21 protein-coding genes are annotated in these 16,800 nt (G+C 65.6%); 9 read left to right on the top strand and 12 right to left on the bottom strand.

Features of this window, described 5'->3' with window-relative positions:
• Nucleotides 1–342 precede the first annotated feature (342 nt).
• Entirely contained in the window at nucleotides 343–582 is a 240-nt protein-coding gene (locus tag DM868_RS06055) for a DUF7120 family protein (RefSeq protein WP_137275973.1), read from the top strand.
• 47 nt (nucleotides 583–629) lie between these two features.
• On the opposite strand, the gene DM868_RS06050 is transcribed toward DM868_RS06055, so the two are convergent.
• From DM868_RS06050 to DM868_RS06040, 3 genes are all read right to left on the bottom strand, one after another.
• A complete protein-coding gene (locus tag DM868_RS06050; RefSeq protein ID WP_137275972.1) occupies nucleotides 630–1,364 on the bottom strand; it encodes a DUF429 domain-containing protein in 735 nt (244 codons plus the stop codon).
• A gap of 74 nt (nucleotides 1,365–1,438) precedes the next feature.
• Nucleotides 1,439–2,410, bottom strand: a complete 972-nt coding sequence (gene mvaD / locus DM868_RS06045) for a phosphomevalonate decarboxylase MvaD (protein WP_137275971.1) — start codon at nucleotides 2,408–2,410, stop codon at nucleotides 1,439–1,441.
• 100 nt (nucleotides 2,411–2,510) lie between these two features.
• Nucleotides 2,511–3,770, bottom strand: a complete 1,260-nt coding sequence (locus DM868_RS06040) for a Glu/Leu/Phe/Val family dehydrogenase (RefSeq protein ID WP_137275970.1) — start codon at nucleotides 3,768–3,770, stop codon at nucleotides 2,511–2,513.
• 138 nt (nucleotides 3,771–3,908) lie between these two features.
• Between DM868_RS06040 and DM868_RS15635 the strand changes: the two genes are divergently transcribed.
• Nucleotides 3,909–4,043 (top strand): hypothetical protein, encoded by a 135-nt coding sequence (locus DM868_RS15635; RefSeq protein WP_281280680.1) that lies wholly within the window; start codon nucleotides 3,909–3,911, stop codon nucleotides 4,041–4,043.
• 17 nt (nucleotides 4,044–4,060) lie between these two features.
• Here the strand turns inward: DM868_RS15635 and DM868_RS06035 are convergent, their stop codons facing one another.
• Genes DM868_RS06035 through DM868_RS06025 form a run of 3 tightly spaced genes read right to left on the bottom strand, consistent with a single transcriptional unit; the run spans nucleotide 4,061 to nucleotide 6,967 of the window.
• Nucleotides 4,061–4,915 (bottom strand): HpcH/HpaI aldolase/citrate lyase family protein, encoded by an 855-nt coding sequence (locus DM868_RS06035; protein ID WP_137275969.1) that lies wholly within the window; start codon nucleotides 4,913–4,915, stop codon nucleotides 4,061–4,063.
• Between the two features lie 59 nt (nucleotides 4,916–4,974).
• Nucleotides 4,975–5,943, bottom strand: a complete 969-nt coding sequence (locus DM868_RS06030) for a DUF5787 family protein (RefSeq protein ID WP_137275968.1) — start codon at nucleotides 5,941–5,943, stop codon at nucleotides 4,975–4,977.
• Between the two features lie 58 nt (nucleotides 5,944–6,001).
• The gene (locus tag DM868_RS06025; RefSeq protein ID WP_137275967.1) at nucleotides 6,002–6,967 is read right to left on the bottom strand and encodes a transcription initiation factor IIB; all 966 of its coding nucleotides are present in this window, start codon (nucleotides 6,965–6,967) and stop codon (nucleotides 6,002–6,004) included.
• Nucleotides 6,968–7,115: 148 nt separating this feature from the next.
• On the opposite strand from DM868_RS06025, the gene deoC reads away from it, so the two are divergent.
• The gene (deoC, locus tag DM868_RS06020) at nucleotides 7,116–7,799 is read left to right on the top strand and encodes a deoxyribose-phosphate aldolase (protein WP_137276400.1); all 684 of its coding nucleotides are present in this window, start codon (nucleotides 7,116–7,118) and stop codon (nucleotides 7,797–7,799) included.
• A gap of 49 nt (nucleotides 7,800–7,848) precedes the next feature.
• Complete coding sequence (locus tag DM868_RS06015) at nucleotides 7,849–9,093, top strand: tRNA (N(6)-L-threonylcarbamoyladenosine(37)-C(2))-methylthiotransferase (RefSeq protein ID WP_137275966.1); 1,245 nt, start codon at nucleotides 7,849–7,851, stop codon at nucleotides 9,091–9,093.
• 30 nt (nucleotides 9,094–9,123) lie between these two features.
• Here DM868_RS06015 and DM868_RS06010 read toward each other — a convergent pair whose 3' ends face one another.
• Both DM868_RS06010 and DM868_RS06005 read right to left on the bottom strand, forming a co-directional pair.
• Nucleotides 9,124–10,053, bottom strand: a complete 930-nt coding sequence (locus tag DM868_RS06010) for a cation diffusion facilitator family transporter (RefSeq protein WP_246049026.1) — start codon at nucleotides 10,051–10,053, stop codon at nucleotides 9,124–9,126.
• A gap of 81 nt (nucleotides 10,054–10,134) precedes the next feature.
• On the bottom strand, nucleotides 10,135–10,671 hold the full coding sequence (locus DM868_RS06005; RefSeq protein WP_137275964.1) for an HIT family protein: 537 nt from the start codon (nucleotides 10,669–10,671) through the stop codon (nucleotides 10,135–10,137).
• Nucleotides 10,672–10,895: 224 nt separating this feature from the next.
• On the opposite strand from DM868_RS06005, the gene DM868_RS06000 reads away from it, so the two are divergent.
• The 3 genes from DM868_RS06000 to DM868_RS05990 all read left to right on the top strand — a co-directional run bounded on the left by DM868_RS06000 (nucleotide 10,896) and on the right by DM868_RS05990 (nucleotide 12,870).
• Nucleotides 10,896–11,099 carry a DUF7835 family putative zinc beta-ribbon protein gene (locus DM868_RS06000; protein WP_137275963.1) on the top strand — a complete coding sequence of 68 codons (204 nt, stop codon included), beginning with the start codon at nucleotides 10,896–10,898 and terminating at the stop codon, nucleotides 11,097–11,099.
• A 115-nt stretch (nucleotides 11,100–11,214) separates the two neighbouring features.
• Nucleotides 11,215–12,009 carry a class I fructose-bisphosphate aldolase gene (locus DM868_RS05995; protein ID WP_137275962.1) on the top strand — a complete coding sequence of 265 codons (795 nt, stop codon included), beginning with the start codon at nucleotides 11,215–11,217 and terminating at the stop codon, nucleotides 12,007–12,009.
• Between the two features lie 6 nt (nucleotides 12,010–12,015).
• Entirely contained in the window at nucleotides 12,016–12,870 is an 855-nt protein-coding gene (locus tag DM868_RS05990) for a class 1 fructose-bisphosphatase (RefSeq protein ID WP_137275961.1), read from the top strand.
• 63 nt (nucleotides 12,871–12,933) lie between these two features.
• On the opposite strand, the gene DM868_RS05985 is transcribed toward DM868_RS05990, so the two are convergent.
• A complete protein-coding gene (locus DM868_RS05985; protein ID WP_137275960.1) occupies nucleotides 12,934–13,590 on the bottom strand; it encodes a trimeric intracellular cation channel family protein in 657 nt (218 codons plus the stop codon).
• Nucleotides 13,591–13,777: 187 nt separating this feature from the next.
• Here DM868_RS05985 and DM868_RS05980 point away from each other — a divergent pair, with 187 nt between their 5' ends.
• Nucleotides 13,778–14,311: a redoxin domain-containing protein gene (locus DM868_RS05980; RefSeq protein WP_137275959.1), complete on the top strand. Its 534-nt coding sequence runs from the start codon at nucleotides 13,778–13,780 to the stop codon at nucleotides 14,309–14,311.
• A 15-nt stretch (nucleotides 14,312–14,326) separates the two neighbouring features.
• On the opposite strand, the gene pyrF is transcribed toward DM868_RS05980, so the two are convergent.
• The gene (pyrF, locus tag DM868_RS05975; RefSeq protein ID WP_137275958.1) at nucleotides 14,327–15,136 is read right to left on the bottom strand and encodes an orotidine-5'-phosphate decarboxylase; all 810 of its coding nucleotides are present in this window, start codon (nucleotides 15,134–15,136) and stop codon (nucleotides 14,327–14,329) included.
• Between the two features lie 85 nt (nucleotides 15,137–15,221).
• Here pyrF and DM868_RS05970 point away from each other — a divergent pair, with 85 nt between their 5' ends.
• Entirely contained in the window at nucleotides 15,222–15,908 is a 687-nt protein-coding gene (locus DM868_RS05970) for an HAD family hydrolase (protein ID WP_222845487.1), read from the top strand.
• Here the strand turns inward: DM868_RS05970 and DM868_RS05965 are convergent.
• On the bottom strand, nucleotides 15,858–16,277 hold the full coding sequence (locus tag DM868_RS05965; RefSeq protein WP_137275957.1) for a hypothetical protein: 420 nt from the start codon (nucleotides 16,275–16,277) through the stop codon (nucleotides 15,858–15,860). The two genes, DM868_RS05970 and DM868_RS05965, sit on opposite strands and share 51 nt — an antisense overlap.
• Nucleotide 16,278: 1 nt before the next feature.
• A complete protein-coding gene (locus tag DM868_RS05960) occupies nucleotides 16,279–16,719 on the bottom strand; it encodes a DUF2240 family protein (protein WP_137275956.1) in 441 nt (146 codons plus the stop codon).
• Nucleotides 16,720–16,800: the final 81 nt, after the last annotated feature.

Raw genomic sequence — 16,800 nt, 5'->3', positions numbered from 1 at the left:
ACGTCACTCCGTAGTGTGAAGCACACCGACGCGATTCGTCGCCAGCCTAAATGCGCAATATCGGGACTCCGAGAACCAGCACGTTCGAGACACCCTCTCGAACCGCTGTGGTGTCTCGGTCAAGATACCTCCGAGTCCCCTGCCGGGAGAGGAGTAACGGCGGTGTGGTCCCGCCATCGCCCCGTCATACCGACGGGTCATTAGCCAGCAAATATCCCAACTCAGCGGTGCAGTACCGTGGGAAACCTCGATGTTTACTGCGAGGAGGATGTCAACCGTCCACTCGCACCCGTCGTTGCGGTGAACCGAGGGCTTACATTGCTGACCCGCGAAGCGTCGGGCATGCCAGAAGTCGAAGTGTCGTTACCGGACCGAATCGACAGCGAGATATCCCGTCTCGTCAACCAGGGCGAGTTTCTGAACCGTGAACAGGCCGTCGAGGAACTCCTCTCGATGGGTGTCTCGGCGTACGCGCCAGCCGAGACGACGACCGAACCGGAGCAGGATCTGTTCACGCAGATGACCGACGACCAGCAGGACCCGGCCGCTCGAACCGACGACGGGGACGACTACACGTTCTGAGACTGACGACCGTGTTTCTCAATGGCGGTTGTACACCGTTATGTTGGTCACTCTGGTAGTCCCGTCTCGGCTCGATAGTGGTACGCCATCGGCAATCCGCGCTCGTCGGTCGGCGGTTCCTCCGGAAGCGACCGCAACGCTCCCGGACCGGGACGGACGGTCAGTCCCAACGCGACGGCGTCGACGATGGCCGGGATCGGTATCCGGCGGCCCTCGGTCGATTCTGCGACCGCTTGTACCGTCGGCGGCGCGTCTCGGTCGAACGCGGCGAGCGTCCGCATGCGCTCGGCGTAGCCGGCCGCGTAGGCTGCTGGCTCCGCCATCGGGGCCCCCTCGAAGGCGAGATAACACAGCTCCGGGTGCGCTTCGACGAAGATCGGTCGCGCGTCGTCGATCGCCGCGAGGAACTCGTCGACGGCCGCGACGAACGGGGTCGTCTCGAAGGCGCGTCGCGAGAGCTCTTGGCCGGTCTTTCGCTCGTGAACCCGTGACGCCGTCCGATAGCGGTGTTTGCGGGCGGCTTCGCGAACCGGCGTCGAGATGATATCGTCGACTCGATCGCCCAACAACCGGCGGGCAAGCCGTTCGTTCGGCCGAACGGCGTCGGACGATTCCAGACCGATCGACACGTCGATCGCGATGCGCTCGGCCGACTCCTCGTATCGGCTCCACAGCTCGCCGACGCTATCGAAGACGGCCGCGTGATCAAAGCCGTCCGCTGTGTAGGCGACCGCGAGCCAGCCGCTCTCGCGGGCGACACCGCCGACGTAGTACTCGCTCACGAATGAAACCACCAGTCCCGGGTATGTAGGCGTATCGCCGCGTCAGACGTTTGGCTGCTGAACCGTCCACCGGCTCAAAACAGCGCGTCGTCCTCGTCGAGAATCTCCGCGGGGCCGCCGACCTCCCAGACGCGCGTTCCGATACCGAGGTCTGCAATCTCGGCTTCGACGCGATCGACGTGTGCCGCGGTCGTGTTGACGTACACCGACGCGCCCGTGTCCGTGGAAAAGTACACCGGAACGCCCTCATCGCGGAGCGTTCGAACGGTCTCGAACACCGAGAGTGTCTCCGGCTTCCAGTAGACCCACCCGGCGGGTCCCGTCATCGTCGTCGCCGCCAGCGACAGCGAATCGTGCTCGGCGAGTTCGAACGCCCGGTCGAAATCCTCCTCGCGGAGAGCGTTACGCATCGTGGCGATCTGCTCGTGGATGTGCGCCATCCGCGCCTCGAACATGTGGCTCTCGGCGGCCTCTTTGTGCGCTTCCTCGGTGTGTTTGAACGCCGGGATCTCCGCGGCGACGATTCGGAGGTCGGCTTCGAGCCCCGTCTCGATGCGTTCGGAACGACAGTCCACGTCGTCGAGTCCCGTCCGGAGGTGTGAGAACGCGCCCGTGACCGCCCGGGCGGCCGACGACGATCCGCGGCGAGCGATCGCCGAGATCTCCGGGAGCGTCAGGTCGAGCCCCGCCGCGCCGACGACGGCGACGGCCGCGGCGGCGAACCCAGACGAAGAGGAGCCGAACCCGATGTTCGTCGGGAAGTCGTTCTCCGATCTGAACCGGACCCGGTGATCAATCCCCGCGAGGTCCCGAACGTGGTCGACGACGTTTTCGATCCGCTCCGCGCCCCGCCCCTCGACTTCCTCGCCGTCGACGACATACCGGTCTACCGACAGATCCGGGTCGAATTCGGCGGTCGTCTTCGTGTGACTCGGCGCGGTACAGACGGAGATCGAATCGTGATACGGGAGTCGAAGCTCCTCGTTTCGCATCCCGTGATACTTGACGAGCCCCTGGATCGGATGGGCCTTCGCGGTCGCTTTCATACCGAACTCTCCGACGGCTCGGTCTTTGCAGTTTCGTCTCCGCGATCGGTGAGTGAGCAATGACGGCGATTCCCGACGCGAGTGAACATGGCGTCCCGTTCTACGGCCACCGCCCCGCTTCTTCGGAGGCCGAGAGCACCCGGCGGAGCGCGACTACGTACGCGGCTGTCCGGAAGTTCGGGAGACCGAGCTCCTCGTAGCACTCGACGAGATCGTCGAACGCGCCGACAATATGTCGTTCGAGCTCCTCGTTGACGCGCGATTCGGCCCAGTAGAATCGCTGTCGGTTCTGCACCCACTCGAAGTACGAAACCGTCACACCGCCAGCGTTCGCCAGAATGTCCGGAATGACGATCACGTCCGCTCCGGTGAGCACGTCGTCGGCATCGGGCGTTAGCGGGCCGTTCGCCGCCTCGGCGATCACGTCGGCTTTGACCTCGGCTGCCAGGTCCCTATCGATGGCGTTTTCCAGCGCCGCCGGGACGAGCAGGTCGACGTCGAGAGTCAGCAGTTCCTCGTTGGTCAACTCCTCCGTCGCGCCCCCGTAGCCCGTCACCGAGCCGGTCTCGTTTTTGAACGCCTTCACGTCGTGGGCGTCGACCCCATCGGGGTTGTAGATCCCGCCGGAGGAGTCAGAAACAGCGACGATGGTCGCGTCGTGGTCGTCCTGCAGCAGCTTCGCCGCGATGCTGCCGGCGTTACCGTAGCCCTGAACAGCGACCGTCGCGCTCGAGAGGTCTTTGCCGAGGTACTCGAACGCCTCGCGAGCGGTGAGCATCGTCGAGCGGCCGGTCGCTTCGACTCGACCGAGCGACCCGCCCGAGTCGATCGCCTTCCCGGTGATGACGCCCGGTGCCGTCGTGTTTTCGAGCGTCTCGTACGTGTCCTTAATCCAGTTCATTTCCCGTTGACCGGTGTTCACGTCCGGCGCGGGAATGTCGCGATCCTCGCCGATCATGGGTCGAAGCTCGGTCGCGAACGCGCGAGTGATCCGCTCCAACTCCGCTTCGGAGTACTCGCGTGGGTCGATAACGATGCCGCCCTTTCCACCGCCGTAGGGAATGTCAACCGTGGCACACTTGTACACCATCCATCCCGAGAGCGCTTTCACCTCGTCGCGCGAGACGTTCGGATGGTAGCGAATGCCGCCCTTATACGGACCGCGATCGCCGTTGAACTGCGACCGGTAGGCGCGAAATACTCCGACGGATCCGTCATCGAGTTCGACCGAGAGATTCGTCTCCAGTATTCGCTCGGGATTTTTCAGTCGTTCGAGGACGTCGTCGTCGACGCCCATGTGAGCAGCTGCGTCGTCGATCTGTTCCTGTAAACTCTCGAACGGGTTGGCATCCTCGGGCATATCGAAATCGTCGTCTAGCCGTCGCTTAAGCGTGACGACCCTCTCCGAACGAGTCCGGTCAGTGACGATTTCGGCGGCCCACACGCCGGAACACAACCCGAAAGCTTAATCGATGCTGTGTGTTCGTACACGTCACACATGGATCCACAAACCGACGTCAACGACGCAGAGATGTGGAATCGATTGCTCCGAATCGCGGCGTTCTTTTTGGGTGCCGTCGTCCTCGCGGGGCTGCTCTTGATCGTTCTGAGCGACTTGCTCGTTTCGATCTAGACACGACCTGGCTTTCCTCACTGCGTCTTCCGGGCTGCTCGGTGTCGATCGAGGATCGCTTCAGCGCGTTCGATCAGCGGTGCATCGATCATCTCGTCGTCGACGCGGAACACCCCCCGGCCCTCGGCTTCGGCCGCCTCGGCGGCGTCGAGCACCCGATTTGCCCACTCGACGTCCTCGGGATCCGGCGTGAACGTCTCGTTTATCACCTCGACTTGCGACGGATGGATCGCGATCTTGCCGTCGTAGCCGAGTTGTCGGGCGACCGCGGTCTCCTCGGCCAGTCGGTCGGTCGCGCCGATGTCGGTGACGAGCGTGTCGATCGCGTCAACGTCGGCCGCGGCGGCGGCCAATACGACGTGTTCGCGCGCGTAGGCAATCTCCTCGCCCGTCTCAGTTCGGGTCGCGCCGACATCCGCGGATAGGTCCTCCGCGCCGAACAGTACGGCGTCTACGCGATCTGCTGCCGCGATCGCTTCGGCAGCGAGCACTCCAGAAGCGGATTCACAGATCGCGATGATCGGGAGCTCGTTGCCGCACTCCCGAAGGAGTTCGCCGATCCGCGCCACGTCGTCCGCCGACTCCACCTTCGGTGCCATCACCGAATCGAGCCGCGGATCGCCGTCGGTGATCGCTTCAATGTCGCGAACAGCAGCCCCGAGATCGGGATTGACCCGGACACACACCTCGCAGTCGGGATCGAAGGACCGATCCGTGAGGACGTCCGAAACGGCGGTTCGCGCCGTCGCCTTCTGCCCGGGCGCAACGGCATCCTCGAGATCGAACACGACCGTATCGGCACCAGTTTCGGGGGCTTTACGCATCAGATCGGGCTTGTCGCCGGGCGAAAACAGGACACTTCGTCTGGCCATCGTTGACGTACGTCCGTCTGCCGGGTAAATCAAGACTGGGGGTCGCCGACGCGCCTCCGTCACCCGTCCCGGAACTGATCGAGTCCGACCTGCCGTCGGGCGACGCCTGCTGGATCGGCGACCCAGGGGCCGTGTCGTTCCCGCTCGGCCGCAATGTCGACGTTCGGCGGTTCGGCCCCCTCGTGGCCGTCGCACTCGGCCCCGCACTCGCGCGCCGGGTCGACAAACCGGTCCTTCCAGGCGCAGTACGGCAACGCGTCGTCGTCACCGAACGCGGGGCCGCGGGCGTTCGCGTTCGCACACTCGGGGAGCTTCCGGGGCCGCCAGCCCTTCCCATAGGCGCGCTCTGCTACCCGGATTCGGAGTCGAGCCTTCCGCTCGGCGTCGACCGGCTCGACGTCGACTCGCGTCGGCGATTCGTCAATAACGGCGATTCCGGGCTCGCTCGCGGCCAATCGACACGGCTCCCGGACGACCTCGAAGGTGCCGTCGTCGGGATCGAAGCGCCACACGCCGACCGGTTCGGGAATTCGATTCAGATGTGCCCCGGTCACGTACGACGCCGTGACGAGCACGACTTCGTCGAACAGCGACAGCGAGACGTCCTTGCGGAGCTGGAGTTCCAGATCGCCGGGACGACCGAGGTCCGGTTTGTTCTCGAACGCGCGAAGGCCACCGATCCACTCCGGATACGCCGTCGTTTGTCGGACGTATCGTCGCCTCTTTCGACGCTCCTCCTGGAAAAAGCCGATCTCGACGGCCCGGTCGGCGATCGTCGAGGCGCGGTCCGGATGGGCGTCTATGGCGTTCTTCGGTCGACGAGCGCGTCCGACGCCGACGTCGCTCTCGATTGCGAGGCCGGGGATCGTCTCCGCGGTGATCGCCGTCCGTCGATCGAACTCCGGTCCCGGCTGCACCTCGACGACGTCGACGATTCGTGAGTGCGTACCGAGCTGACGCGCGACGATGCCATCGCTCTCGGCTTCGAGGGCGGCACACACCGCGAGTTCGAAGGGGAACTCCCGCACGGCTCTCCGAACGAGCGGCACGGTGAAAAACGACGCGCTCGGGGTAGTCGTTTCGCGTTCAGGCGAACGCGAGGTCCTGCTCGGCTTCGAGGAGTTCGTGGTAGCGGTTTCGGATGGTGACTTCGGAGATGTCGGCGACCTCCGAGACCGCCGCCTGCGTCGTCTTCTCGTTGGTGAGCAGCGAGGCGGCGTAGACGGCCGCCGCCGCCAGCCCGACCGGCGACTTCCCCGAGTGAACGCCTTGCTCTTTGGCGTTACTAAGCAGCTTTCGCGCGCGGTTTTCGGCCTCCTCTGAGAGGCTGAGTTCGCTCGCAAAGCGCGGGACGTAGCTCTCGGGATCGGCGGGCGCGACTTCCAGGCCGAGTTCGCGGACGACGTAGCGGTAGGTGCGGGCGATCTCGCTCTTTTCGACCCGCGAAACGCCGGCGACCTCGTCGAGGCTGCGCGGGACGCCGGCCTGCCGGGCGGCGGCGTACACGGAGGCGGTGGAGACGCCCTCGATGGAGCGGCCGGGCAGCAGGTTTTCGTCGAGCGCGCGGCGGTAGATGACGCTGGCTGTTTCGCGGACGTTCTCGGGGAGGCCGAGCGCGCTCGCCATCCGGTCGATCTCGCCGAGTGCCTGTTTGAGATTGCGCTCTTTGGAGTCGCGCGTGCGAAAACGCTCGTTCCACTTGCGGAGTCGCTGCATCTTCTGGCGCTGACGCGACCCCAGCGAGTTCCCGTAGGCGTCCTGATCGCGCCAGTCGATGTTGGTGGAGAGCCCCTTGTCGTGCATCATGTTGGTCGTCGGGGCACCCACGCGGGATTTTTGATCCTTCTCGGCGCTATCGAAGGCGCGCCACTCCGGGCCACGGTCGATCGAGTCCTCTTCGACCACCAGGCCGCACTCCGTGCATACCGTCTCCCCGTGCTCGGAATCGGCGACGAGCGTACCGCTGCACTCCGGACAGCTGTTCGTCTCTTCTCTCTCGGTTTCGGACTCGGTCTCCGTCTCGGTCGTTCGTGTTCGTGTATGTTCGCTCATGCTACGTGGCGGGGGCTACCAGGTGGGGAATCTTCTCGAAAAGACCCGGTCTGATGTTAGTACATAGAGAACGTGGGAAAGGTATTTAAACACTTTGATGTTTTCGGCGAGTCGGTGTCGATTTATGCCCGTCCCGTGTGAAACCGATATGGACCGCGCCGCCTTCGCCGCCCGCATCGACCACACCGTCCTCGGGCCGGAAACGACGTTCGACGACGTTCGTTCGGTTCTCGACACCACGATCGAGTACGGGATGAACGCGTGTGTCCCGCCGTGTTACGTCTCCGAGGCGAGCGAGTACGCGCCGACGGTCACGCTCGTCACCGTCTGTGGGTTTCCCCACGGGCAGGCCGCTCCTGAGGCGAAAGAGTTCGAGGCCGAACGCGCCTGGAAGGACGGGGTCGACGAGATCGACGTGGTCGTCAACGTCGGCCGGCTTCGCGGCGGCGACGACGGGGCAATCGCGGACGAACTCGGCCGCGTCGTCGCCGCCGTCCCGATCCCGGTGAAGGTCATCGTCGAGGCTCCGTTGCTCTCCGTCGGAGAGTTTCGAACCGTCTGCAAACTCGCGGCCGATGCCGGCGCGGCGTATGTGAAGACCTCGACCGGCTTCTCGGTCGGCGGGGCGACCGTCGAGGACGTCGAGATCATGTCGGAGTACCTGCCGGTGAAAGCCAGCGGCGGGATCGGAGACTTCGAGACGGCGCTCGCCATGCTCGAAGCAGGTGCCGACCGGATCGGCGCATCGGCGGGCGCGGCGATCGTCGAGGGCTTCGACGCCGACACGATCGAGCGCTCGTCGTTCGAAGCGGATGCTCGGTCGGCCGAGTGAGCCGAAACGTCGCCCTTTTGACCGGCGGCCCGCAAGGAACGGGTAATCGATGGCCACCTACCACATCGAGACGTACGGCTGTACGTCGAACCGGGGCGAGAGCCGCCGGATCGAGCGGTCGCTCCGCGACGCGGGCCACTACCGCGTCGACGGGGCCGACGAGGCGGACGTGGCCATTCTCAACACCTGCACGGTCGTCGAGAAGACCGAGCGGAACATGCTCCGACGCGCCGAGGAGTTGGCCGACGAGACGTCCGATCTGATCGTCACCGGCTGTATGGCGCTCGCACAGGGCGAGGAGTTCGCCGACCTCGACGTGCAGGTGCTCCACTGGGACGACGTGCCGACCGCTGTCACGAACGGCGAGTGTCCGACGACGACGCCGGACGCCGAGCCGATCCTCGATGGCGTCGTCGGCATCCTCCCGATCGCCCGCGGTTGCATGAGCAACTGCTCGTACTGCATCACGAAGTTCGCGACCGGCCGCGTCGACTCCCCGTCGGTCGCCGAAAACGTCGAGAAAGCGCGGGCGCTCGTCCACGCCGGCGCGAAGGAGATCCGCGTCACGGGCCAGGACACCGGCGTCTACGGGTGGGACACCGGTGATCGAAAGCTCCCCGAACTGCTCGATCGGATCTGTGACATCGACGGCGACTTTCGCGTCCGACTCGGGATGGCGAACCCCGGCGGCATCCACGGGATCCACGAGGAACTTGTCGATGTCTTCGCCGAGAACGAGAAGCTCTACGACTTCATCCACGCGCCCGTCCAATCGGGCTCCGACGAGGTGCTCGAAGCGATGCGCCGTCAACACCGCGTCGACAAGTTCGAGGCGATCGTCGAGACCTTCGACGATCGACTCGACCACTGGACGCTCTCGACGGACTTCATCGTCGGCTTTCCGACCGAGACCGACGCCGACCACGAGCGCTCGATGGAACTGCTCGATCGGGTGCGTCCCGAGAAGATCAACGTCACGCGCTTCTCGAAGCGACCGGGGACGGACGCCGCCGAAATGAAGGGGCTCGGCGGGACGATCAAAAAGGAGCGATCGAAGGCGATGTCGGAGCTGAAACGCGAGATTTCTACCGAGATCCACGCATCGATGGTCGGCGAGACGCATACCGTCCTTGCCGCCGAGCCGGGGACGGGCGATTCGGTGAAGTGTCGGGACGAGGCCTACCGACAGGTGATCGTCACGAACGCGTCCGAGCGCGGCGTCAAGGTCGGCGACTTCGTCGACGTCGAGATCACAGCGCACGAGGCGATGTATTGCTTCGGGACGCCGATTTAACCGCCCCTCGGTTTTCGTTCCGACGGCGCTCTAGTCGTCGATCGCGTCCTTCCACTCGCCGATACCGGCGGGATCGAGGTGGAGGTGGACGTCGCCCACGTCGTCGAGGCTCCGCAGCGACATCACGAGTTCCGTCTCGATGTCGTGGGCCTCGATAAGCGTCAGTTCGCCGTCGACCTCGACGTGGGCCTCGACCTCGAGGTCGGTGCCGTCGTAGAAGACGGCGAGGTCGTGCACGCCCGAGACCGCCGGGTGCGACCGGAGCACGTCCGCGACCTGTCGTCGCTGTTCGTCGCTCGGGGCGGCGCCGATCAGGTACGACACGTTTTCGCGGCCAATCTCGAAGCCCTGATACACGACGAGCACGCTGACGAGTCCGCCGGCGGCAGCGTCGAGCGTCGCGTAGCCGAAGAAAACGCCGATGACGCCGACGAGCGCAGCGATCGAGGTGTAGATGTCGTTCCGGCAGTCGACGGCGAGCGCGTCAAGCGCCGACGATCCGATCGTCTCGTTCACTCGAACGGTGTACCAGTACAGGAGATACATGTCCGCGATCGCGAACAGCAACGCCCCGATAAGAAGCGGGCTGAACGTGACGCCCGGGCCTTCGAGCACTCCGCGGGCGGATTCGTAGAGGAGGTTTAATCCCAGCAGGACGATGACGCTGCCGACGAACAGCGCCGCGAGCGGTTCGACTCGCTGGTGGCCGTGCGGGTGGGCCTCGTCCGGGTCATCGTAGACGCTCCGCCCCCACACAAACACCACGACGCTCGCGACCAGATCCGCGACCGAGTGGGCGGCGTCGGCCAGCAGGGCGACGGAGCCGAACGCCAATCCGACGGCCGCCTCGACGACGATCTTGATCGCGTTCCCGAGGACGTTGACGACGCTCGCACGGGTGAACCCGCGTTTGGCCTCGTCGGCTTCGAGCCCCGCTTCGGCGATCGCGCCCTCGCTCACGGCACCCTCTACCGGAACGGCCCGCATAAGTGGTCGGATTAGGCGTCTCGAAGCGGGCGTTTCGGAGCGCCGAACCTCGGATCAACCGTCGACGAAAACGGATCCGCTGTCCAGTATCCGCGTTCCCGACTGCGCCGCGAACGCCTCGTGAAGTTGCTCGTAGCTCTCCTCGAGCGCCTGCACGATCACCTTCGTGTCCGAACAGACCGGCATGAAGTTGGTGTCACCACCCCAGCGGGGAACGACGTGCGTGTGCAGGTGGTCGTCGACGGAACCGCCGGAGGCGTCGCCGAGGTTGAGTCCGGCGTTGAGGCCGTCGGGCTCGAACGCCGCATCGAGCGCCCGCATGGTTCGCTGTTTGAGCCTGGCGTGATCTAACAGCGCGCCGTCGTCGAGTTCGGTGTACTCGCCGGTGTGTCGGCGCGGGATGACCATGACGTGACCGGGGTTGTACGGGTAGTTGTTCGACAGCACGAAGGCGTGCTCGGACTCGGCGACGACGAGCGCCTCCTGGGCGTCATCGCGATCCGGAAGGACGCAGAACGGACAGCCCTCGATTCCGTCCGAGCCGTCCCGCTCGACCCACTCGATTCGCCAGGGCGCGAATAGCTGGTCCATATCCCCCCTCGGGGCGTCCGTGAGATAACGTGTCGGGGGTCGAACCAGTATTTAACTCTTGTGGCTGTTCAACTGTTTCGGGCGTATATTCGCGGTCCGAGACGACATTTTAAACGTTTTAGCTCGGTCACGACTCGTCTGGCAATATCTGCTTCTTCTTGGGCTAAACGGTCCGCAACCGACTCGCCATTTTAGGAGTCTCTCATCGCTACGGGAGTGTACGCATGTCGACGAAACCAGATGACACCGACGGAACGATGACCGAATCGTGTGAGTCGTGCGACCGCAACACGCCACACGACGTGTCGATCGAACTCCGAACGGAGAGCCAACGGACCGAAAACGCCGAGTACTCCCGAGAACCCTACCGAGTCGCCGCCTGTCGTCTCTGTGGGGCGGAGCAGTCGATCCGGATGAACAACGCGTAGATACCTCAGTACGTTTTCCAGTGGACGTTCTCGGTACGCTTTCCAGTGTGAGTTCCCATCGCTGGCCTCGACGGACCAGAATCTTCTTTGTCCGCCTCACCGGACGTTCACGTACATGATTCCCATCGACGACACCCCGCTGTGTCGGGACGGAAAGGTGCTCATTCTCGCGTACGACCACGGTCTCGAGCACGGTCCGGTCGACTTCGAGGGCGTTCCCGAGAGCGCCGACCCCGAGCGAACGTTCGAGGCGGCGACCCACCCCGCGGTCACCTCCGTCGCCGTCCAGAAGGGGATCGCGGAGGCGTACTATCCGAGCTACGAGGACGACGTCGACCTCCTCGCGAAGCTCAATGGCACCTCGAACCTCTGGATGGGCGAGCCAGATTCTGCGGTCAACTGCTCCGTCGAGTACGCCGCCGAGTTGGGCGCGTCCTCGGTCGGCTTCACTGTCTACGGCGGTTCGAACCACGAGATCGAGATGGTCGAGGAGTTCCGCGAGGCCCAGGAGGCCGCCCGCGAGCACGGAATGGCCGTCGTGATGTGGTCGTACCCGCGCGGACAGGGATTGAAGAACGACACCAAGCCGTCGACGATCTCCTACGCCGCCCGACTCGCTCTGGAACTCGGCGCCGACGTGGCCAAGGTGAAACACCCCGGCAGCCGCGAGGCGATGGAGGACGCCGTCCGGATGGCTGGGCGGACGAAGGTCGTCATGTCCGGCGGCTCGAAGACGAGCGACCGAGCGTTCCTCGAGAGCGTCAAACAGACGATCGACGCCGGCGGCAAGGGGCTCGCCGTCGGTCGAAACGTCTGGCAGCGCGAGAACCCCGAACGCATCCTTGACGCCCTCGAAGCGGTCATTTTCGAGGAGGCGACCGTCGACGAGGCGCTTGAGGCGGCCGACTAACGCCCGATGTCCGACCCGATCGCCGCCGTCGTCGACGCCGTCGCCTCGACCGCTCCCGACGTTCGCGAGGGACTCGTCGGTAGACGCACCTACGAGGCCGGCGCGAACCCCTCCGGCGAGCGCCAGCTGGAAGCCGACGTCTACGCCGACGAGCTGCTCGAAGCGCGACTTCTCGACATCGACGCGGTCACCGGCTACGCCAGCGAGGAGCGCGAACCGGTCGTCCGTGCCGACGGTGAAGGCCAGTACTTCGTCGCCACAGACCCCCTCGACGGTTCCTCGAACCTCAGATCGAACAACGCGATGGGAACGTTGTTCGGCGTCTACGACGGAACGCTCCCCGCCAGCGGCGACGACCTCCTCGCGAGCGGGTTCGTCCTCTACGGGCCGATCACGACGATGGTCGTCGCCCGCGACGGCGTCGTCACGGAGTCGGTGATAGACGGCGACGGCTCCCGGCGCGTCGTCACCGAGAACCTCACGCTCCCCGACGAGCCGACCGTCTACGGGTTCGGCGGCCGCGTCCCGCAGTGGACCGACGCCTTCGCCGACTACGTCTCCGAAGTCGAATCGGAGCTGAAACTCCGTTACGGCGGCGCGATGATCGCCGACGTGAACCAGGTACTCACCTACGGCGGGATCTTCGGCTACCCCGGCCTCCGCGAGCGCCCCGAGGGGAAACTCCGGCTGCTGTTCGAGGGCCACCCGATCGCTCACATCGTCGAGTCCGCTGGCGGTGCGTCCTCGAACGGCGAGCGATCGCTGTTGGCGTGTACGCCCGAGGAACTTCACGAACGGACGCCGCTGTTTGTCGGACACGAGACGTACGTCGATCGCCTCGAAGCGGCCCTCTCGCGGTAGCGTATCGGCATTTCCGGGAGCTTCACCGACGGATGAACGCGGCGCGCTGCGGACGGGGGTATCTCATCGCTCGATCAGCCCTAATTCCTGAACCGTCGGAAGCTCCCAGTTCCGCGTCACCGCGATTAGCCGCGTCGCGACGGTAACGACGGCGCAGACGCCGGCAGCGGTACTCCCGGCCGCTCCGAGGGCGTCCGATACGAGATACGCCGCCCCGCCAAAGACGGCGCAACTGGCGTAGAAATCATCGAAGAGGATGAACGGGGACCGGTCGAGCAGGATATCGGCAAACGCACCCCCGCCGACCGCATTGATCGTCGCGATCGCCACGACGCCGATCGCGGAGACGCTCGCCTCGGTCGCGACGATCGCTCCCGTCGTCGCAAAGGCCCCAAGTCCGACCGCGTCCGCGACGAGCGTGATCGGATGCTCGTCCGGGGAGCGTAACACGACCAGCAACGCGATGGCCAAGAGCACGCCGACGAACCCCAGCGTGAGCTCGACCGGGGACTGAAGCGCCAACGGCACGCGCATCACGAGGAGATCCCGCGTCACGCCGCCGGCGAACGCCATCGCCAGCCCCACGATCGCGATCCCGAACAGATCGAACTCCTCACGGATCGCCTTGGACGATCCGACGAGGGCGAACGCGACCAACCCGATCGTGTTCATCACGGCGAACGGGTCGCCCAGCAGCGTCACAAAGAGCTCTCCTACCATGGCGATGGTTCACCGATTCACTGCCTGCACCTACCGGGGTACGTCTATTTAGTGCTACGTATCCGCCCTACTTCGCCGAGCGGATCGAAGCAGTACACTCACCCCTCGCTCCGACGACCGTGACGACACGGCCCCGATCGACCGCGCCGGCCGGCAAAGCGAAGGGGCCGGCCGCCGCAGGGAGCGTATGATACAGGAGGGGCAGACCGCCCCCGACTTCGCGCTCCCGGGCGTCGAGGGCGGGGAGCCGGCGCTCTACGAACTGTTTCGCCCCATCGGAGCCGGAAACGCCGTGCTGCTGTGGTTCGCCCCGGCGACGTTTCTGCCGACGGCGACCGCCGAACTGTGTGCGATCCGGGACGCCGGCTGGCACGATCTGCCCGGTCTCGAAGTGTGGGCGCTCTCGATGGACAGCATCTACGCGGCCGCCGCCTACGCCGATCGGTACGACCTCCCGATGGCGCTTCTCGGCGACGCGTCGAGCGCGGCGAGCTACTACGGCGTTCAGTACGACGAGTGGGAGGGCCACTACGGCCCCCCGAAACGGGCCGTCTTCCTCGTCGGAACCGACTGGGACGTCGCGTTCGTGTGGAGCTGTGCGGACGCGTTCGAGGCGTCGGACCCGTCGCCGGTCGAACTGGTCGCCCCGCACGTCCAAGCGCGCTTCGCGGCGGCCGACATGGAGGTGTCCATCGACTACGACGCGTTCACCCCACCGTAGCCCCAACGCGGCGGCCTACCGGAACTCGTCGAGCCGCCGCTTGAGGCGCTTCGCGGCGTCGCCGACTGCTCGGAAGTACGCGTCCTCGTCGTCGGCCCCCTCGCCCGCGAAGATGATTCCCCGCGAGGAGTTGACCAGTCCGACGCCGTCGGCGAGGCCGAACTCGACGGCCGCCTCCGCGTCGCCGCCCTGCGCGCCGACGCCAGGGACGAGAAACGGGAGGTCGACGAGATCGCGGAGCGTCTCCAGTTCCTCGGGGGCGGTCGCGCCGACGACGAGGCCGACGTTGTCGTGATCGTTCCACGCCGCACAACGCTGGGCGACGTACTGATACAACGGCTTGTCGTTGCCGATATCGAGGTCCTGAAAGTCAGAGCCGCCGCGGTTCGAAGTCCGGCAGAGGACGAAGACGCCCTTCTCCGAACGGGAGAGGTACGGCTCCAGCGTGTCTCGCCCCATGTAGGGGTTGAGCGTGATGGCGTCGGCGTCGAGTCCGCTCTCATCGAGCAGTTTCGCGTACTGACGCGCCGTGTTCCCGATGTCGCCGCGCTTGGCGTCGAGCAGGACGGGAACGCCCTTGCCGTGGGCGTACGCGATCGTCTCCTCGAGCGCGCGCCAGCCGTCGCCGTCTTCGTAGAACGCGGCGTTCGGCTTGTAACAGGCGGCGTGCTCGTGGGTTGCGTCGATGACACGGCGGTTGAACGCCCATCGTGGAAGTTCAGAATCGAGAAACGCCGGCAGCCGGTCGGGGTCCGGATCGAGCCCGACCGAGACGACGCTGTCGGTCGCCTCGATGCGCGCTTCGAGATCGTCGAAAAAGCCCATACGTTCGCCACTCGGGGATCGAGTAAAAACGCTCCCGTTCGCGTCTCCCGGAACGCGTCAGCCGCGCGTCGGACAATATATATCGATGGCCGACCAACTGACGCCCGTGTTCACCGCCGTCGTGTTCGATCTCGACGACACGCTCGCCGTCACCGAGGCCGACCGAACGAGCCTCTTGGAAACCGCGGCCGATCGCGCATCGGTTCCGCTGACGTTCGGTCGGGAGGCGTATCTGGAGGCGCACAGCGAACACAGCGGCACTGAGAGTCGGCTCCCAGTGTTCGAGTCGCTCGTCGGCTCGGATGCGCCAGAACTGACACGCGCGTACCGCGAGACCATCGGTGACGCGCTCGCCCCGATCGAGGGCGTCGAGGCGGTCCTCTCGACGCTCCAAGCGCGCTACCGGGTCGGTTTGTTGACCGACGGCCCCGGCGAAACCCAACACGACAAACTCCGGCGATTGGGCTGGAGCGACGCCTTCGACGCCGTCGTCGTGACCGGACCGATCGGGGCTCCGAAACCCGACCGTCGCGGTTTCGAGGCGATCACCGACGAACTGGCCGTTCGCCCCGAGGAGACGGTCTACGTTGGCGACCACCCCGAACGGGATATCGTTGGCGCGTCCGCGGCCGGCCTGCTCACCGTGCAGGTACAGTACGACGACGGCCCCGGTCCGCATCCGGACGCCGATGCGACGATCCGTCGCGAGGAGTTCGATTCGCTACCGCTTCGTCTCGAAACGCTCCGCCGCGACCGCGCGGACGACGCGTAGCGCGGCTTTCACCTCGGCCCCGCTCTCGACGAACACGAGCGTTCGCGGCGGATCGACGGCTTTCGGCCGCGTCCGAAGCCCCGCTTCCCGCCCGGCGGCGGCGGCAACGTCGGGGGACGCGCTGAACTCCACGCGCAGTCGGTCGGGGTGAATGTACGCGTCCGCGATCCAGTCGTCGTTTCCGCCGTCGCCCCGGTCGCCGCTCCCTACCGCGATCGCGTACGCGAACGCTCCTTCGTCGCTCGGTTCGACATCGGTGTCGGCATCGACGACCCCGAGGCGTTCGAACACACCGCGCTCGTGGCCGTGGATCTCCGAGGCGAGCAACTGTCCCAGACGCTTCCCGTCGGTGAGTTCATCGACGACCATGTTATAGCTCCCGTCGCGCCGCGTTCGCGAGTTCCTGCACGTCGACCCCCCGACGGTGTGCGTAGAGGACGGCCGCCGCCTCGACGGTGACGGCGAGCTCCGATTGGAGGCCGTTGATTCCGGCGACTGCCGTCTGCTTTTCTTCGCCCGATTCGACGACCGCGCCGAGCACCCGCTCGAACGTGGACCGCTCCATGAGGATCGACTCGTCGGGTTCGAACCCCTCGGGAATCTCGACCGTTTGGGGATCGAACCGCGCCGTGAGCGTGCCGTCCGCCCGCTCGAGCAACCCCTCGCTGGCGGCCACGTCGACGAGTCGCTTCGCCTGGTCCGGCGAGAACCAATCGCGATCCAACGAGAGCGCGACGACGAACGCGCTCTCGCCCAACTCCGTTCCCCCCTCCTCGCGGAACGGGGCCGCGACGGCCGTCCGGAGACTCATACGTCGGCCCTGTACGCCCCGGCGCAAATAGCCGTCGGTCCGATTCGCCGCCGACGGTCCCAAGATCCTACCGACCGCATC

The sequence above is a fragment of the Natronomonas salsuginis genome, assembly GCF_005239135.1.
In the GTDB taxonomy this organism is placed as follows: domain Archaea; phylum Halobacteriota; class Halobacteria; order Halobacteriales; family Haloarculaceae; genus Natronomonas; species Natronomonas salsuginis.
This window is presented reverse-complemented; position numbering and strand designations above follow the sequence as displayed.

Excerpts from the sequence above, each read along its gene's own strand:
- DM868_RS06055 (WP_137275973.1), top strand. The coding sequence starts at position 343 with ATGCCAGAAGTCGAAGTGTCGTTACCGGACCGAATCGACAGCGAGATA.
- mvaD (WP_137275971.1), bottom strand. The coding sequence starts at position 2,410 with ATGAAAGCGACCGCGAAGGCCCATCCGATCCAGGGGCTCGTCAAGTAT.
- DM868_RS06040 (WP_137275970.1), bottom strand. The coding sequence starts at position 3,770 with ATGCCCGAGGATGCCAACCCGTTCGAGAGTTTACAGGAACAGATCGAC.
- DM868_RS15635 (WP_281280680.1), top strand. The coding sequence starts at position 3,909 with ATGGATCCACAAACCGACGTCAACGACGCAGAGATGTGGAATCGATTG.
- DM868_RS06035 (WP_137275969.1), bottom strand. The coding sequence starts at position 4,915 with ATGGCCAGACGAAGTGTCCTGTTTTCGCCCGGCGACAAGCCCGATCTG.
- DM868_RS06025 (WP_137275967.1), bottom strand. The coding sequence starts at position 6,967 with ATGAGCGAACATACACGAACACGAACGACCGAGACGGAGACCGAGTCC.
- deoC (WP_137276400.1), top strand. The coding sequence starts at position 7,116 with ATGGACCGCGCCGCCTTCGCCGCCCGCATCGACCACACCGTCCTCGGG.
- DM868_RS06015 (WP_137275966.1), top strand. The coding sequence starts at position 7,849 with ATGGCCACCTACCACATCGAGACGTACGGCTGTACGTCGAACCGGGGC.
- DM868_RS06005 (WP_137275964.1), bottom strand. The coding sequence starts at position 10,671 with ATGGACCAGCTATTCGCGCCCTGGCGAATCGAGTGGGTCGAGCGGGAC.
- DM868_RS06000 (WP_137275963.1), top strand. The coding sequence starts at position 10,896 with ATGTCGACGAAACCAGATGACACCGACGGAACGATGACCGAATCGTGT.
- DM868_RS05995 (WP_137275962.1), top strand. The coding sequence starts at position 11,215 with ATGATTCCCATCGACGACACCCCGCTGTGTCGGGACGGAAAGGTGCTC.
- DM868_RS05990 (WP_137275961.1), top strand. The coding sequence starts at position 12,016 with ATGTCCGACCCGATCGCCGCCGTCGTCGACGCCGTCGCCTCGACCGCT.
- DM868_RS05985 (WP_137275960.1), bottom strand. The coding sequence starts at position 13,590 with ATGGTAGGAGAGCTCTTTGTGACGCTGCTGGGCGACCCGTTCGCCGTG.
- DM868_RS05980 (WP_137275959.1), top strand. The coding sequence starts at position 13,778 with ATGATACAGGAGGGGCAGACCGCCCCCGACTTCGCGCTCCCGGGCGTC.
- pyrF (WP_137275958.1), bottom strand. The coding sequence starts at position 15,136 with ATGGGCTTTTTCGACGATCTCGAAGCGCGCATCGAGGCGACCGACAGC.
- DM868_RS05970 (WP_222845487.1), top strand. The coding sequence starts at position 15,222 with ATGGCCGACCAACTGACGCCCGTGTTCACCGCCGTCGTGTTCGATCTC.
- DM868_RS05965 (WP_137275957.1), bottom strand. The coding sequence starts at position 16,277 with ATGGTCGTCGATGAACTCACCGACGGGAAGCGTCTGGGACAGTTGCTC.
- DM868_RS05960 (WP_137275956.1), bottom strand. The coding sequence starts at position 16,719 with ATGAGTCTCCGGACGGCCGTCGCGGCCCCGTTCCGCGAGGAGGGGGGA.